Raw genomic sequence first — 17,792 nt, 5'->3', positions numbered from 1 at the left:
CCATGGTGGCGGGTACGGAACACGGCACGGGGCAGCCATCAGCGCAGCCGGCGGCAAGCTGTCAAACCATGCGGCTTTGATGACAAAGGGCTTTCTCTGTTGCGTTATCACAACGCTGTCCGGCGGTTTTTTCCAACAAAAGCACATCAGAATATGGCAATAAACGGATGACCATAAAGAACAAAAATCAATTCAAGTCATTGATTTTAAAGGATCGATAAAGACAAATTGAATTTTTTATCTTTATCGGTGCTGGCAGCCGTCGCCAGCCTTGCCAAGGTAAGGAAAAAGCACCGTTTTTGCGCCGTCAGCTTGCCGGGCGGTGATTGACGTTGCCGGTGCCAAGGCAGCTAATCACGCCTAGCGCCCAGGCCCGCGTGATGCAAAGACGGGCCAGCGCTGCCGCGTTTTTCTCGTGCAAAAGCGGTCATACATATAAACCCAAAGAAGGAAATGTCGAAAATGTCCATGCTTCGTTACAGCATGGCAGTACTGCCGTTGGCGCTCGCCGCCGTATACGCGCATGCTGCCTATCCTGCCTGGCAGGAAGGAAACACCTATACCGCTGGCACCTACGTCAGCTACAACGGTCACGATTACCAGACCCTGGTGACCCATACCGCCTATGCCGGCGCAGGCTGGAACCCGGCCGCCACACCCACGCTGTGGAAAGACCTGGGCGTAAGCACCGGCGCCACACCGACACCGGTGCCAAGCGCTGCCCCTACGGCAACACCCAAGCCCACGGCTACTCCCGTACCCACAGCCGGCCCGACAGCCACACCAGCCCCGACCGCAACACCGCGGCCGACGGCTACCCCGGTACCGAGCACGGCCCCGACTGCAACACCGGTACCGTCCACCGGCTGCTACCAGGCATGGAACAGCGGCACCGCCTACAACGGCGGCGCGCAGGTGACGTACAACGGCCGCAACTACACCGCCAAGTGGTGGACACAGGGCAATATCCCGTCGTCCAGCAGTGGCGAAGGCCAGCCGTGGAGTGACCAGGGCCCGTGTGGCATCACGCCGACAGCCACGCCGGTGCCGACAACCACGCCCCGGCCGACTGCCACGCCAGTACCGGTAACCGGCACGCCCGCACCGACTGCAACACCCAAGCCCACCGCTACCCCCGTACCGGTAACCGGCACCCCGGCACCAACCGCAACACCGGCCCCGACCACCACCCCGACACCTGGCCCCACCCCGCTGCCGGGTGGCGCAAACGATGCCTGCCGCCCTGACGGCATGGTGCCGGGCGTAGCCAATGCACCGTATTGCCAGGTGTACGACACCAACGGGCGCGAAGTACTGCCCAATGGCCTGTCGCGCCGTATCGTCGGCTACTTCACCAACTGGCGCCATGGCGCAGATGGCCAGCCTACTTACCTGGTGAACAACCTGCCGTGGAACATGCTCACGCATATCAACTATGCGTTTGCCACCGTGGATTCCAGCAAGTACACCATCCAGATCGATACCAGCGCCACCAGCCCGGATATCGCCATGACCTGGCCCGATATCCCGGCTGCGCAGATGGATAACTCGCTGCCGTACAAGGGCCACTTCAACCTGTTTGCCCAGTACAAGAAGCAATACCCGGGCGTACGCGTGCTGATGTCGGTTGGCGGCTGGGCGGGTTCAACCGGCTTCTACCCGATGACCACCAATGCCGATGGCACGGTCAACACCGCCGGCATCAATACCTTTGCCGACTCGGTAGTGGCCTTCCTGCGCCAGTACCCGTTCTTTGACGGTATCGACATCGACTACGAACACCCGAGTACCGATGTGGAAGCAGGTGCACCGGCAGACTTCCCGATCTCGCAACCGCGCCTGAAAGGCCTGATGACGAGCTACAAGCAGCTGATGCTGGTATTGCGCCAGAAGCTGGATGCCGCCGCCGTGCAGGACAACAAGTACTACTTCCTGAGCATTGCCGGATCCGGCTCTGGCTGGGTGCTGCGTGGCGAGGAAAACCTGCCGGTGCTGCAGTACCTGGACTTCGTGAACGTGATGTCTTACGACCTGCACGGCACGTGGAACCAGTACGTGGGGCCGAACTCCGCACTGTATGACGACGGCAAGGATGTAGAGCTGGTTGCCGGCGCTGCGTACCAGTACCAGAACATCGGCTACCTGAACGTGGACTGGGCTTACCACTACTACCGCGGCGCCATGCAGTCCGGCCGTATCAACATGGGTATCCCGTACTACACCAACGGCTGGAAGAACGTGACCGGCGGCACCAATGGCCTGTGGGGTACCGCAGCGCTGATCAACGACCCGGTTGCTTGCGCCGGCGCGGCACCTTGCGGTGGCGGTGCATCGGGCATCGACAACGTGTGGTACGACCTGGATACCGCCGGCAAGCCGCTGTCTGCCGGTGGTAACCCGCTGTGGCACGCGATGAACCTGGTGAACGGCATCGTTCCGGATTACCTGGATGCCTACAAGGTGACCGACAAGACGCTGCTGGGCAGCTACCAGCTGTTTTACGATCCGACGCTGGTGGCAGCGTGGGTGTGGAACCCGACCAAGCAGGTGTTCCTGTCGTCGGAAAGCGAGCAGACCATCAACACCAAGGCCGACTACATCGTGAAGCACGGCATCGGTGGTGCAATGATCTGGGAAATGGCCGGTGACTACGCGTGGAACGCCAGCAAGAACGGCGGCAAGGGCGAGTACTACATGGGCAATGTGCTGACCACGGACTTGTACAACAAGTTCAAGGGGGCCAGCGCCTACGGCAACCAGCGCACCAACACCGCGCTGCCGCCGACCACCGCCAACGTGAGCGTGAACTTCAGCGGCTGGAAGCTGGGTGAAGACAACTACCCGTTCGTGGTCACGATGAACCTGGTGAACAACACCGCCGCCAGCCTGCCGGCCGGCACCGTGGTGGAGTTCGACATCCCTGTATCCGCACCGTCCACCATCAGCTCCACCACCAACGCGGTGAACTTCACGGTGACGCAGGCTGGCTACAACGGCCCGAACAACATCGGTGGCTTCAAGGCAGACTTCAACCATGCCAAGTTCACGCTGGCCAAGGCATTGGCCGCGGGTGGCACACTGGCAGTGAAGCTGACGTACGACCTGCCGATCTCCGGCCCGTCCAACTACGTGATCACCGTGGGCAGCAACCAGTACCGCCTGGCACAGGAATACCCGCTGTTGCCGGTGGGCCTGAAGTAATTGCAGTAGCTTGATGCAGCCGGGCTTGGAACCGGCTGCAGATTTGAGAAGGCCGGCTTGATGCCGGCCTTTTTTTGCCTGCCGATGCCCGGAGCAGATATAACGGGCTACCATTTCAGGCACCTTGACCGCTGCGGGATATACGTCGGCAAACGACAGCCCGGCGGTGCACCCAACCCGAAGGAGACCGGCATGGGACTTTTAACCTTCAGCCTCAACATCACCCTGGACGGCTGTGTCGACCATCAGGAGGGGATCGCCGACGACGAGACCCATGCCTTCTTTACCCACCTCATGGACGGGGCCGGGGCGATGCTGTGGGGCCGCGTCACCTACGAAATGATGGAGCAGTACTGGCCAGCACTCGCCCGTGGCGATGTGGCGGCACCGCCGTCGATGCGCGAATGGGCGGTCAAGCTGGAGATCAAACCGAAGTACGTCGTGTCGTCGACGCGAACGGACTTCCCGTGGACCAACAGCCACCACATTGCCAGCGACTTGCGCACGGCGGTGCAAAAGCTCAAGGATGCAACGCCGGCCGGCGTACTCCTGGGTAGCGGCAAGCTCGCGACCGAGCTGGACCGGCTGGATCTGATCGACGAGTACAAGTTCCTCGTTCACCCCAGAATCGCTGGCCACGGCCCGACCCTGTACCAGAACGGGCTACCCGACACACGACGGCTTGAATTGCTCTCGGCACAGCCGCTCGGCAACGGCGCGATCGCCACGCATTACCGGCGTACACGCGGCTAACCGGAGGATCAGCATTTGCAATCCTTGCATCTGCCCCTTTTGCAGCGCGGCGCAAACGTGAAAATAGTGTTAACAGAGCTTGGGCACTATTGAACCCATTCCGCAGATTGCCCTTTCACAGGCTTTTCAGCGCTCATGCTCTATTTCCCGCTGCAGCTTTTCCAGCTCATCCAGAATGCGGATGAATTTGCTGCCGAATGACGTCACCACATATTCCACCCGTGGCGGGGATTCATCGTAGGCAATACGCTCGATGATGCCGAAATCCATATTGCGGCGCAGGCATTCGTTCAGCACCTTGGTGGTCAGCCCTTCCACACTATTGACCATGGCACCGGGGCGGTTGATGCCATTGGCCAGCAGTTGGTAGACAGTCAGCGACCATTTGCAGCCGAAGATCGCCTCCACCATGCGCGCGCTGCGCTCTGGCGGTGATTTCCTGGCATATTTTTTCTGCTGATCACTCATCAACATGTACCGATAAGTAACTGTGATACCGGTTTGTACCTGCTGTTCAGCCCGCTGGCGCCTTCCATATGCTGCGATCTCCCGTAGTGATTGATGAAGGTGATCTGATGGAAAACATGATACAACCGGTGGCCCTGATCGTGGGCGGATCAAGCGGCATGGGCCTTGCCACCGCAAGGCGCTTGCTGGAACGCGGTATCCGTACGGTGATTGCTGGCAATTCGCCGGAGAAACTCGAAAATGCCAGGCAGGCACTTGCTGCCTATGGTGCGGTTGAAACGCTGCAAGCCAATCTGTATCAGCCAGAGGATGTGCAGCGCATTGTGGCTTTTGCCGACAACCACGGCCGCCCGATCAGATACCTGGTGAATGCCGCCGGTTATTTCAAACCCACGCCATTCCTGGCGCATGAGCAGGCCGATTACGACACCTATCTGGACCTGAATCGCGCCACCTTTTTCATTTCACAGGCAGTTGCCAGAAACATGGCGGCGAATGGCGGTGGGGCCATCGTGCATATCGGATCGATGTGGGCACAACAGGCCATCAAGGCAACGCCCTCCTCCGCCTATTCGATGGCGAAAGCCGGCCTGCACGCATTGACGCAACATATGGCGATGGAGCTGGCGGATCACAACATCCGCGTCAATGCCGTTTCACCCGCGGTAGTCAAAACCCCTATCTACCAGGCATTCATCGCCCCGGACAAGCTGGACGAAACACTGGCCAGCTTCAACGGCTTTCACCCGATAGGCCGGATCGGCACGCCGGAGGACATAGCCAGGACGATCGACTTCCTGCTGAGTGACGATAGCAGTTGGGTAACTGGCGCAATCTGGAATGTGGACGGGGGCGTGATGGCCGGGCGCAACTAAAGGCGTTACGGGTGGCAGATGCAGCACTGCCGCCCGGTTGCAGCGGGATGAAGACGTTTGCAGTGACGCCCGATATGATCAATAACACGATGAGCCCGCTGCTGCCCTGCAATGCTGCTCGCCACCCAACCCTGATGCAGGCTATTGATCAAAGGAATGCCCATGTCGGAAGTCTGGACCACCGCCACCATCTGCTTTGATACCGACGAAACCAGCCAGCGCTGGGAGGCTGCGTTCAACCATGCCACCGCCGACGATGGCTGGGCCGCAGCCAGCAAGGCACTTGCGGAGCTGGGCGTGCGCTGCGTGCAGAAATCGGCTGGCGGCATCCAGGTAGCGCGCCTGAAGCGTTTTGGCAGGCGGCTGGAACTGAAATTTACAGCGGTCGATCTGGATAGCCAAAAGCTGCTGACAGAGATGATCAAGCTGGGTGCCACGCATACGCGCGCCAGCACGGATGACAGCCGCACCGGTGATGTGACCAAGCTAGTGAAAATAGGCAACGCCAAGGCGAAAGAAGCGGAGTTCATGGCGGCAGTGGCCGAGTTTGATGATGATTTCGCCTTCATCACCGCGCTGGAAAAAGGCAAGACGGCAGAGATCAAACGGTTGCTGGCCAAGGGCATCAGCGCCAATCTGGAAATCCGCCCCGGTGTTTATCCTATCCATATCGCAGTCATCAACAACAAGAAAGCGGTAGTGAAGCAACTGATCGCCGCGGGTGCCGACCTGGATGTGCAGACGCCCGCCAGGCGCATCAAGGAAGACGGCTGCCGAACGCCGCTGCACCTTGCAGTGAACGCCGATGCGCTGGAAATCCTGGCAATGCTGCTCAAAGCAGGCGCGGACGTCACCATCCGCAACGCGGCCGGGCAAACGCCGCTGCACTATGCAATTTCCTACCGGCATCAGGATGCCTGCAAGCTGCTGCTGGAACACGGCGCAGACCCGCACACCGTGGATGCTGAAGGCGTGCCGGCACTGCTCGACCTGAAAACCCACTCCATGGAAGAAATACCGGCGTTCCTGGCATTTGCCGATTCGGCCGGCCTGAACCTTGATGTGAAACTGGAGAATGGCGAGAACCTGTATTGGCGCCTGGGCTATATCAGGGGCGCGGTGGATTATCTGCAAGCGCGCGGCATGATTTCGTCGCCGCCGTCTGACGCCTATACCGGCGATCTGCCACGCGATCTTTGCCAGGCCATCCGCGGGCATGATGTAGCCAAGGTGAAAGCGCTGATCGCGACGGATTTCGACCTGAACACGCCGGTGGCGCTTTACGACTTTTCCAAGCCCGAGCCACCGATCTTCCGTGCGGTGAGTGATGGACATGCGGATATCGTGGCGCTGCTGCTCGATGCCGGTTGCGATGCCAATATCGCACTGGAGGACAACACCACGCTGCTGCATGAAGCCGCGCGCGATGGCAGCACGGCAGTGATAAGCCTGCTGCTGAGCCGTGGCACCGACGCCAACGCGATCCAGATCCGCGAAGCTGCAATGGACGGCAGTCAGCGCGACGACGATGCCATGCTCAAGGCACTGGATAGCGGCCATATTGCAGCGGCCGCCCTCCTGCTGCCACACTGGCAACCCAACCGTGCGCGCCTTGAAAAGGCCAAATTCCATCTTGAATTCCGCATCAAATACGATGGCGAGAATGATGAGACAGCCAGCTTGTTGAAGCTGATCGAAGCGCGCCTTGGCCAGCAGGTGGAGTGAAGAGCCGCACCCAGCATGGGCCATGCCTGCGAAGCTGGCCCCTTGGGTCAAGCGGCATCCGTGAACGATCTTTTCCACCGCCTTGACGGCAGTCGCATTCATTACACACCCCTTGGGTAATACTGACTTTGGCCGTGTTACGCGTTGACCGGCCCGCACCAGTGCACTATCTATCGGTAGTGTTCAACCGCCCCAAGGAGATGCTGCAATGCCAGTAGATGCAAAATACAAGACCACCGCCACCGCTACCGGTGGTGGCCGCGACGGAAAAACCGCGCTTGCCGATGGCACGCTCGAATTGCAGCTTGTAGTACCGAAAGAGCTGGGCGGTCCGGGCGGCGATGGCGCCAACCCGGAAAAGCTGTTTGCGCTGGGCTATTCGGCGTGCTTCCTGGGCGCCTTGCGCGTGGCCGCCAAGCAGACACAACAGAACGTGCCTGACGGCACCACCGTGACTGCCACCATCGGCATCGGCCCCCGCTCTGAAGGCGGCTTCGGCATTACCGCAGCGCTGGATATCTATCTGCCGGGCCTGCCGGAAAGCGATGCCCAGGCACTGGTGCATGCCACCCACGACATTTGCCCGTACTCCAACGCCATCAAGGCAAGCGTGGATGTGCAGCTGAACGTGCGGGGCTGATTAGCGCACCAGCCACAGCTTGATGCCTGCCTTGCAGAACGGGCTTCTGCAGGGCAGCATGCAAGGGCTATCGTGCCATGGCCTTCCATTGGCACCATCCTGTGCATTGCTCACCGCCTGGTGGTGCATAACCCGCCTGGGCCACCTCAGGCCTGATCATTTGCTCCCTCAGTATCGAACGGGTGATATCACGCTCGCAATGGCGTGCCGGCCAGCACCTGCCCGGCCGCTTTACCACCATACGCATCCAGTTTCTGTCGATTCAGTTGCCCACTCCACTGCGAGGGCGGCGGTAGCACGGCCATCCAGGCACGCATATTCATTCAGCTTGCGAAGAGAAAAAAATTGTAAGAAAACCGCGTCTGCAATAGCACCCCAGCGCCGCCGAAGAATGGAACAAATTTTCTGGCATATCCGGACATTTCCGAAGATTGGAACAAATTTTTTGGCATATCCGGACATTTATTTTCAATAAATTATTTGCCTAGAATGCTTGTGGTCAATACGGACAAATCGACACCAAAGAAAGCCGTTAAAGAATGAGCCTCTAATATAAGGCGAAGATTATTTGCTGCCATTTGCAATGGGTATTGCAAACAAAGCAAACGCAGTTGTATTTCCAAAGGCAAAAGACTGCAAGAAAGCCATTGCGGTATCAGATAGACCTGTTGCGTGTGTGTCGACACCATCAATGGCTCAATATTGGCAAGACTTGGCATTTGAATTTCATGCCAACGATGCCCCATCAGCAATGCAAAGCCTGGCGCCATGTTTGCTTTCAATGGCGACTGAAAAACAAATTTGAAGGTTTTCACCGCAGCTGCTTCAAAGCGGTGGGAAAGGCTGGCGATCTCGCCATCACCAGCCTGGGTGGGCACTCCGGCACTAACCGGTGGCGGAGTTCAAATCGATAAGCGCGCCATGCGCATTCTGGATGGAAGAGACAACATGAGAAAAGCCCTGATCGCGGCAGCCCTGCTGGCTGGCGCCAGTAGCGTGCATGCAGATGACAGCTACAACTACTTTGCCGGCAAACCACAACCGTTCAAGCAGACCTCGGGAAAGGTGGTCACCGCCTATTACTACGGTGAAGAAACCGTGGACCAGTTGGCCGGCAATAACCTCACCCACCTGGTGTACTCCTTCTTGCGCGTGTGCGGCCCCGGCGAATTCTCTGGCGACAAGGCGGTGTGTGATGCCAACCGGGCCAGGCTGGGCGCGGCAGGTTCCGACCATCGCCTGGCCGTGAATGAGAACACGCCCGATGCCGCTGCCCATGCCCGCATGGTCGACATCAAGAAACGCTTTCCGCACCTGAAGATCACCGCCGCGATTGGTGGCTGGGGCGGGGGCAATGCCTTCTATTACTTTGCCAACGATGCGACCAAACGGGCGCTTTTTGTGCAATCGGTGGTGGACTACCTGCGGAACCATACCGCGCTGGACGGCATCGACATCGACTGGGAAAGCCCCACCGACAATATGTGGCAGGACGGCGTGCAGTTGGGCAGCCCGGAAGACCGGCAAGGGTATATCGACCTGATGCGCGACTTGCGCGCCGCGCTTACCAGCCTGGGGCAACAGAATGGCCGCACCTACCTGCTGACCACCGCGCTGGGTGCCAATGCCGTAGGGGGTTACCTGAACCTGCCAGTGGATCAGGTGCACCCCTTTGTGGATTACGTGTATGTGATGAGTTACGACTATGCCGGCGCGTGGTCGAGCGATGTGGGCCACCACACCAATATCAAATGCACCAGCTATGCATCGTTCTGCCTGGAAAAGGCGATGCAAAGCTACCTGAGCGCGGTGCCGGCCGAGAAAGTCGTACTGGGCGTAGCCATGTATGCGCGTGGCTGGACCAATGTGGCCAACATGACCAACCCGGCCAACCCCATGACCGGCAAGGGTGAGGTGCAGGGCTTTGGTGGCCAGGACATGGGCCCGGGCGAGTTTCTCTACAAGCAGTTGTATGGCACCCAGATTGGCAGCAATGGCCAAGGCCTGAACGGCTACGAAGTGCGCTATGACGCCAATATCGGCTCGCACTATCTGTGGAATGAAAGCAACAAGCGCTTTATCGGCTACGACGATCCGCGCGATGTAGAGCAAAAAGGCAAGCTGGCCGTTGCCAACAAGCTGGGCGGCGTGATGGCCTGGGCGCTGAGCCAGGACAATGGCGACATCCTGAATGCGATGAACCTGGGCGTGGGTAATCAACGCGACCAGCTGCTGCCGGAGTGCCCAAGCCAGCTGTGGAACAAGAAGCAGGTTTATCACGGTGGCGATACCGTGGCATTCAACCAGCAGATCGTGCAAGCCCGCTGGTGGACCCTGGGCGAGCGCCCCAAAAACCAGGAATGGGATGTATGGCGCAACCTGGGCAATTGCTACTGAGCAATCTGCACTGGTGGTTTGGTGCAATTGATTGAAAAGCCGCCGGCATGGCGTTTTTGAAAATCATCTGTTCATTGGCCATGCCACGACACAAGGGCAACGGTTTATTTCAATTGCAACGGACTACCTGCCAAAAGCTTGGTCAATCAATTCGCTTTCGCTATTAGGAAAGCGGTCAAGAGGTTGGTGATTGCAAAATCGCCAACCTCGCAGTGAATCTGCTGCCTTTGGGTAGCGGATTCAAACAATAAGCGCCTAGGCGCATTCTGGACGGAGACAACAAGATGAAAATGATCGCCCCCCTGCTCGGCAGCCTGCTGTTGGCTGCGAGTTTTCCTGCACTGGCTGCATTGCCGCTCACCCCGGTGTTGAGCCACGATAACCAGGCCGCAGAATGGAAACCGAATATTGCCTATGTGGCCGGCAATGTCATTACGTATCAGGGGCAGGAATATCGTGCCAAATGGTGGAGCCAGAACACCCCGCCAGAGCCCAAGAGCTGGTCATCGTGGAAGCTGATGGGAGCAGCGCAGGATGGCGATTACACGCTGACACTCAAATCAGGCCGCGCCAGCCATGTGGATTGGTACGAGAATAACGTGCTGATTGCCAGCCAGAACCTGAGCCCTGCCGCAACGCAAACCGTGCAGTTGCCGGTACGGGGCCGCAGCAAGGGCAGCTATGTGTACAAAGCCGTATTGGCAAATGCGCAAGGCAGCACCGCCAGCGCCCCGTTGCCGCTCACGGTACTGGATGCCGAGATTTACCAGATCGGCGTGCAGACGTTCAACTTTACCGATCAGGCCCGTATCGACCCGCTGGCCGATACGCCGCGCCTGCGCGAGCTGATGGTGAAGATCTGGTATCCGGCCAGCCAGAGCACCACCAAACCGCTACTGCACCACTGGTATCACAGCGAAAAAGCCATTACCGGATCACCCGGCGACGATTGGCTGAAAGACGTGCCCAGCCGCAGCCGCCTTAACGCCGAAATAGCCGAAAAGGAAACGCCATTTCCGGTGCTGGTGTTCTCGCCTGGCTATGCATCGAACCTCGAATCCAGCCAGTTTCTCTATGAAGACCTAGCCAGCAAGGGCTATGCGGTGGTGGTCATCGGCCACACCCATCAGCACTCGCTGGTGACGATGGCCAATGGTGAGGAGATCCGCATCGACTGGAACAAGCGCATCCATGATTTTGATGGCGGCATCACGCTGGACGAGCTCAATGGCCTGATGGCCCAGCTGCAAAACCAGCCGCTGACCGCCGCCGTGAAGCAGCAGATTTATGATGCGTTTGCCAAATGCGAAGGCGATCACAAGCAGCTGAAAATCTGGCAGGACGACACCCGGTTTGTGCTGGCCGAGCTGGCAAAACTGAATGCAAACCAGAGCAGCGTGTTTGCAAGCCGGCTGGATCTATCGCGGATCGGCCTGCTGGGCACATCCTACGGCGGCACCACTTCACTGCAATACATCAGCGAAATCGACAATCCAGCCATCCGTGCTGCAGCCAATATCGATGGGCAGGATTACTACCTGACCGCGGCGCATCAGTTCAACAAACCCATCCTGCTGATGGCTACCGAGAGCTGGGTGCACAAGGATTACGACGTGATCTACGACAAGGCCAGCAATGATGCCTATTACGTCTCGATCAAGGGCAGCCTGCATGGGGATATCACCGATAGCACCATCCTTGCCCGCAACTCCAAGCCATCTGATTTCCTGGGCCCGATCAACGGCGAAACCATGCGCACCATCATCAACCAATCGGTGCTGAATTTCTTCAACCAGTATGTGAAAACCCTGCCCCAGCCAGCCAGCCGCAACAATGCGCTGGCGTTCTTGCAGGGGTATAGCGAAGCAGAAGTACAGTCCAAACTGCGTTAAGGCACGCAGACGTTGAACTGAACCGAAACAGCAAAATGCAATGTTGAGTTGCACGGCCATGACTGTCTTCCAGTCATGGCCATGCCGATTGCAGTTGCCAGCGCATCCTCGCCTTCCGTCAGCACGATCACGTGCAGTGCTCACCGCTTGGTGTTGCATATTCAGCACGGGTTTAGCTTTCAAAATCCCTTGCGTTATCTTTATCGTGCCCGTCAACATCAGTTGCGATAATCTTCATGTAATGAAATGCACTGGTCATAATCTTACACACTGACCAGCGCGCATGGAGACCGCAGTTGGCAACGCTGATACCCAATCTGAACAGCACACTGGCCCGCATGACCTCGGGCGAAAAGCGCTTTGCACGCCGGCTGGAAGCACTGCTGGAAGACGACTACCTGTGCTGGTACGACGTCACCGTAGGCGTAAAGCGCCGCCGCCCGGATTTTCTGATCCTCAACCCGCTGCGGGGTTTGCTGGCGCTGGAAGTGAAAGACTGGAAGCTGAGCAGCATCCGCAAGATCGATCCCAACATCATCCAGGCCGAATTCAATGGCCGCGTGGTGAAGGAAATCAACCCGCTGCTGAAAGCGCGCGATTTCATCAATGTCACCATCGATTTGCTCAAGCGTGATCCATTGTTGCTGCACGGGCCGGAAAGCCGCTATACCGGCAAGCTGTGCATGCCCTACGGCCACGGCGTGGTGCTGACCAATATCACCCGCAAGGATTTTGATGAATCCGGCATGGCGGATGTGATGCCAGAGCACCTGGTGATCTGCCAGGATGAAATGACCGAATCGATGGATGCGGAAGCATTCCAGTCCCGGTTATGGAACATGTTTCTGCAGCCCTTCCCTTGCCGGCTGACCTTGCCGCAAATCGACCGCATCCGCTGGCACCTGTTCCCGGATGTACGCATCGTGACCCGGCAAGGCAGCCTGTTTGAAGCGCCGGAGGCTGATCAACCACTGGCCGTGCCAGACCTGATCCGCGTGATGGATGTGCAGCAGGAACAACTGGCGCGCAGCCTGGGGGAAGGCCACCGTGTGATTCACGGTGTGGCAGGATCGGGCAAAACCATGATCCTAGGCTACCGCGCCGAGTATCTGGCGCAGGGTTCGGCCAAGCCGATACTGGTGCTGTGCTTCAACCGGGCATTGGCGCAAAAGCTCACCGGCTGGATGGCGCACAAGGGCTTGGCGGAAAAAGTGCACGTCCGCACGCTGCACGGCTGGTGCAGCGATATGGTCCGCACCTATCAGCTGAACCGCCCGGCCAGAAGCGATACGCAATACGCCGAGCTGGTGCAGGAAGTGATCGACGGCGTAAATCGCAAGCAGGTACCAGCCGGCCAATATAGCGCGGTACTGATCGATGAAGGCCACGACTTTGAACCGGAATGGCTGCGCCTTATCGTGCAGATGGTAGACCCCACCACCAACGCACTGCTGGTGATGTACGACAGTGCACAGGATATCTACCAGGGCAGCCGCAAACGCCGTTTCAGCTTTGCCAGCGTGGGCATCCAGGCGCAAGGCAGAACCACCATCCTGAAGCTCAACTACCGCAACACCGCCGAGGTGCTGGGTGTGGCTTATGCATTTGCCAGCGAGCTGCTGACCGCACGCGAAGCCGAAGAGGACGGCGCCCCGCTGATCTCCCCCCAAACCGCCGGCCGCCACGGCCCGGCGCCGGAGTTCATCCAGCTACCCAGCTTCAATGAAGAAATCCACTGCATTGCCAAAAAGCTGCAGGCCAACAACGCCGAAGGCACCGCGCTACGCGATATGGCCGTGCTGACCTACCGCAATGCCCAAGTGGATAACGTGGTGAAGCTGCTGAATCAATGCGGCGTACCAGCCCGCGCCGGCTTGCCGGGCAAGGACGATGACCCGGCGGAAGAGCGCGTGAATGTACTCACGCTACATGCCAGCAAGGGATTGGAGTTTTCAGTGGTGGCCATACCGGGCTTGGGTGAAATGCCGTATAGCAACCACGATGCAAGCGAACAGGCACGCGTGCTGTATGTAGGGATGACGCGGGCGATGAATCATCTTGTGATGACAGCGCATCGGGAGTCGGATTTTGCGGGGAAGGCTAAGAATGCATGCGAAAAATGGGTTGCCTAAAGTCCCAATTTGCATCAACTACCCAAATCGCTGACAGACAGCAAGGCGACTAGGCGGGCTAAGAATGTTTCATTTTTTCTTAAGCAAGACTCACAAAATTAATAACCAAATCAAGCAAATTTTAAATCAACATATAGTTTCGGATGCGTAATGCAGAATCTGTCTAATACGATAACGGCCAATGATCTGATATCCGCACTAACGGGAGACCCAGAGGCGCTCGACGTTCATCTTGAATTGATTGAACGTGACGTTCTAATCGACGGATATAGCATCAAAATTCACTGCCATTGTCTCACAGTAGACGGAAATGGCCGAGTCCAACCACACCGACTTGCGGAGTTCATGCGCAATACAGTTGCTGACTATGCAATTCCCCGCTCACAACTAGCAAAAGCAAAAGAAAGAGACCGAAAATACAACAGTACTGAAGCTGTGGCAGCACTAATTGAGCAGGCCCGCAGGTCGTTTACAGATTTAGCAAAAACCGGTGAAGGTGGTGAAATGCTTCTATTCCTACTAGCAGAACGGTATCTTCAGCTTCCACAAATTCTTTGCAAAATGGATTTAAAGACAGACTCTCGAATGCATTACCATGGGGCAGACGGAGTTTATGCGAGCGTAACAGACTCTGGAGTTCTGAAGCTTTATTGGGGTGAGTCCAAAGTTTATAAGTCAGTTAAAACAGCAATCAAAGATTGTTTAGCTTCGTTGGTACCATTTTTAGTCGAACCAGAACATGAAGAAGCTCAACGCGAGCGCGACCTAATTTTGTTAAGTGATAAGGCAGATTTGAGTGATCCCAAATTAACTGATGCTCTCAAACGCTATTTTGACAAAAATTCAGTTATGTCTAAGCGTGTACAATACTGCGGTGTAGCTTTGGTAGGTTTCGATGCTTCTTTCTACGCTTCCGATGATACTAAGGCAGTCGCTAATGATATAGCGACTGCCGCACGAGCTGAGCTTGAAAATTGGTGTTCGATAATCGGGGAACGACTAAAAGCGGAAAGTCTCGACCAATTTGAGCTTGAATTCTTCTGCCTTCCTCTTCCTTCAGCGGAAAATTTCCGGTCTGCTTTCTTAAAAGCAATGGGGAAAACGGCATGAGCTTAAATGATCTCCAGTCATGGCTTCTAAACGAAGGGATTCAAGATGAGCTTGATATATTAACTCGGCGCACCGTAATTGCTGAATTAGACAACCTAGAACCAGATACAAACCCCGCTATAGAAACTGATTGGTCACGTCTTCTATTAGCGGGAAGCATATTAGTCCGTTCAGAACTTCGAACACATCAAGAAGCAGCGCTTCGCATTGCCACAGGTGCGATATCCCTATCACCCAGCAAATCAATCCGAGATGCTGGGGCAGTTCTTCTTGGTAAGCTTTCTAATTTTCGCGCAATTGATCTTGCCAATCATCGTCAACTCATCGCGCCCAATCTCGACACAAGGTTAGGCATGACCCTTCGCATTGAGAGCCAGCGTAGGAAAATAGATAGCTCTGTCCTAGTTGAATCTAGTGGCCAATGGCTTCGTGTTAATGACTTCCAGCAGCGATTCTGGAGTAATGCCAGCGATCATGATTGGCTATCAGCATCTGCCCCGACAGCTTCTGGCAAAACCTTTGTTGTAATGCAATGGCTAATTGATCAGATGCAGTCAACCGATTCTAGGATTGCAGTCTATTTAGCTCCAACACGTGCATTAGTATCAGAGATCGAGAATTATCTTTACTCTATTCTCGAAAAAACAAGTGGTGTAGAAATCTCGTCCCTTCCACTACGTGAGAAATACGATATTGCTCGTGCAGGCACTTCGAAGCTCATTCTCGTTTTTACCCAAGAACGACTTCATCTGCTTGCCAATACGTTGGGAGACGCAATATTTATCGATTTGCTAATTGTGGACGAAGCTCACAAAATTGGTGATGCCCAACGCGGTGTTATCCTTCAAGACGCAATAGAACGAGTCGGACGTGCCAACAGTAAGCTGAAATCCGTTTTCATCAGTCCCGCAACAAAGAATCCTGAAGAACTCCTGAACGATGCGCCTGACACGGCGCGGACAGCTACGGTAGATGCTGACGCACCCACAGTACTACAAAATGTAATCCTCGCTGAGCAGGTTCCAAGGAAACCTAAGCTATGGAAGCTCTCGATGCGCCAACATAACGCACTACTATCACTTGGTATCTTAAAGCTTAGTAGCTCGCCATCAGGCCTTAGAAAAAGATTGGCATTCATTGCTGCAGCAGCCGGTGAGCGAGGAGGAACACTTGTTTACACATCTGGCGCGGCCGAATCGGAAGAGGTCGCCGATCTCATAAGCCAATTAATAATCCCAGCCCAGACTGATTCGGAACTTATCGAATTAGCCGACCTAGCACGCAAAGGAATACATCCAAACTTTGCACTAGCCTCTCTTGTAGAGCGTGGCGTTGCTTTTCATTATGGTAACATGCCTTCTCTAATAAGACTCGAAATTGAACGAATGTTTCGGTCCGGAAAAATTCGATTCCTAGTATGTACATCAACCCTAATTGAAGGAGTTAATCTTTCCTGCAGGACCATAGTTTTGCGTGGACCGCGCAAGGGGATCGGGCATCCAATGGAGCCTCATGACTTTTGGAACCTAGCAGGTAGGGCTGGTCGTTGGGGGGATGAATTTCAAGGCAACATAATTTGCATAGACCCTAATGATTTATCTGCTTGGCCAATTGGCATTCCGGAGCGTGCACGTTATCCAATTAAACGTGAAAGTGATGCTGTTATCAGTAGTGGAGAAAGCTTAGCCAACTATCTTGACCGACGCGCTGTAACGCCCCTTTCTGAACTTGAAGATGCCGAGAGATTTGAACAAGTAGGTGCTTATCTACTCGCAACCTATCTCCGTCTTGGATCAATAGTACAGGCATCATTTTCCAAAAGACATACCTCAGAAACAATAGAAAAGTTGGAGAATGTTTTGGCCTCTATTGCAGCCAAGATCGACATTGGATCTGACATCGCTAGCCGCCATTCCGGAGTGAGTGCACTCGGCCTTCAGCAACTACTAGATGCATTTCGAGCGTATAAAGGCGACACCGAAAATTTATTGCCTGCATCCGTGGACAGCCAAGATAGTTACGACCGCTTTATTACTATAATGCGACGTATTAATAAACACCTATACCCAGCCTTCTTGCCGGAAGGGCTGATCCCATTGCATGCTTTGATTGTTGTTCATTGGCTTAAAGGATATTCATTATCCACAATGATCCGAAAAAATATAGACTATCACAAAAACTCCGGGAAATCGTACAAATTACCGGTCCTTATCCGGCACACAATGGAACTAGTAGAACAAACGGCTCGCTTCCGTGCTCCCAAGTATTTTTCAGCCTATATGGATATATTAAATCTTCACTTACAACAAATAGGGAGGAATGATTTGATAGAACATGAAATAGATATCGGCACACAGCTTGAATTTGGGGTTTCTTCCCGTACTTTGCTTTCGCTAATTGAGCTTGGTCTTTCAAGAATGAGTGCAGTTCTCTTATACGAGAGAATAGCTCGCGATGATCTAACTAAACAAGATTGCCTTGATTGGCTCATCAATCGTGGCACGAATATCGACAACATGGATATCCCTGCAATCATTGCTCGTGAAATCAAAGAAAAACTCTTACCTAACGATAGTTAGCTTAAAAAACCAGCACATCA

The 17,792-nt window shown here is 55.6% G+C and carries 12 protein-coding genes; 10 read left to right on the top strand and 2 right to left on the bottom strand.

Going from position 1 to position 17,792, the window contains the following annotated elements; translation table 11 throughout:
- Positions 1–468: 468 nt before the first annotated feature.
- Both IGB42_RS10235 and IGB42_RS10230 read left to right on the top strand, forming a co-directional pair.
- Positions 469–3,201, top strand: a complete 2,733-nt coding sequence (locus tag IGB42_RS10235; RefSeq protein ID WP_374705047.1) for a glycosyl hydrolase family 18 protein — start codon at positions 469–471, stop codon at positions 3,199–3,201.
- A 192-nt stretch (positions 3,202–3,393) separates the two neighbouring features.
- Positions 3,394–3,954 carry a dihydrofolate reductase family protein gene (locus IGB42_RS10230; protein ID WP_159670973.1) on the top strand — a complete coding sequence of 187 codons (561 nt, stop codon included), beginning with the start codon at positions 3,394–3,396 and terminating at the stop codon, positions 3,952–3,954.
- 126 nt (positions 3,955–4,080) lie between these two features.
- Here IGB42_RS10230 and IGB42_RS10225 read toward each other — a convergent pair whose 3' ends face one another.
- A complete protein-coding gene (locus tag IGB42_RS10225) occupies positions 4,081–4,422 on the bottom strand; it encodes a helix-turn-helix domain-containing protein (RefSeq protein WP_159670970.1) in 342 nt (113 codons plus the stop codon).
- Positions 4,423–4,529: 107 nt separating this feature from the next.
- Here IGB42_RS10225 and IGB42_RS10220 point away from each other — a divergent pair, with 107 nt between their 5' ends.
- The 3 genes from IGB42_RS10220 to IGB42_RS10210 all read left to right on the top strand — a co-directional run bounded on the left by IGB42_RS10220 (position 4,530) and on the right by IGB42_RS10210 (position 7,662).
- Positions 4,530–5,297, top strand: a complete 768-nt coding sequence (locus tag IGB42_RS10220; RefSeq protein WP_159670967.1) for an SDR family NAD(P)-dependent oxidoreductase — start codon at positions 4,530–4,532, stop codon at positions 5,295–5,297.
- A 162-nt stretch (positions 5,298–5,459) separates the two neighbouring features.
- Positions 5,460–7,022: an ankyrin repeat domain-containing protein gene (locus IGB42_RS10215; protein WP_159670964.1), complete on the top strand. Its 1,563-nt coding sequence runs from the start codon at positions 5,460–5,462 to the stop codon at positions 7,020–7,022.
- A 208-nt stretch (positions 7,023–7,230) separates the two neighbouring features.
- Positions 7,231–7,662 (top strand): organic hydroperoxide resistance protein, encoded by a 432-nt coding sequence (locus IGB42_RS10210; protein ID WP_159670961.1) that lies wholly within the window; start codon positions 7,231–7,233, stop codon positions 7,660–7,662.
- Between the two features lie 476 nt (positions 7,663–8,138).
- On the opposite strand, the gene IGB42_RS10205 is transcribed toward IGB42_RS10210, so the two are convergent.
- Positions 8,139–8,540 (bottom strand): hypothetical protein, encoded by a 402-nt coding sequence (locus IGB42_RS10205; protein ID WP_159670958.1) that lies wholly within the window; start codon positions 8,538–8,540, stop codon positions 8,139–8,141.
- 70 nt (positions 8,541–8,610) lie between these two features.
- Here IGB42_RS10205 and IGB42_RS10200 point away from each other — a divergent pair, with 70 nt between their 5' ends.
- From IGB42_RS10200 to IGB42_RS10180, 5 genes are all read left to right on the top strand, one after another.
- Positions 8,611–10,059: a glycosyl hydrolase family 18 protein gene (locus tag IGB42_RS10200; RefSeq protein WP_159670955.1), complete on the top strand. Its 1,449-nt coding sequence runs from the start codon at positions 8,611–8,613 to the stop codon at positions 10,057–10,059.
- A 284-nt stretch (positions 10,060–10,343) separates the two neighbouring features.
- Complete coding sequence (locus tag IGB42_RS10195) at positions 10,344–11,951, top strand: carbohydrate-binding protein (protein ID WP_159670952.1); 1,608 nt, start codon at positions 10,344–10,346, stop codon at positions 11,949–11,951.
- A 296-nt stretch (positions 11,952–12,247) separates the two neighbouring features.
- A complete protein-coding gene (locus IGB42_RS10190) occupies positions 12,248–14,083 on the top strand; it encodes a DEAD/DEAH box helicase (protein ID WP_201799890.1) in 1,836 nt (611 codons plus the stop codon).
- A gap of 150 nt (positions 14,084–14,233) precedes the next feature.
- The gene (locus IGB42_RS10185; protein WP_159670949.1) at positions 14,234–15,193 is read left to right on the top strand and encodes a DUF1837 domain-containing protein; all 960 of its coding nucleotides are present in this window, start codon (positions 14,234–14,236) and stop codon (positions 15,191–15,193) included.
- Complete coding sequence (locus IGB42_RS10180) at positions 15,190–17,772, top strand: DEAD/DEAH box helicase (RefSeq protein ID WP_159670946.1); 2,583 nt, start codon at positions 15,190–15,192, stop codon at positions 17,770–17,772. Before IGB42_RS10185 ends, IGB42_RS10180 begins: the two co-directional genes overlap by 4 nt.
- Positions 17,773–17,792: the final 20 nt, after the last annotated feature.

Source organism: Andreprevotia sp. IGB-42 (assembly GCF_009848685.1).
Classification (GTDB): Bacteria; Pseudomonadota; Gammaproteobacteria; order Burkholderiales; family Chitinibacteraceae; genus Andreprevotia.
This window is presented reverse-complemented; position numbering and strand designations above follow the sequence as displayed.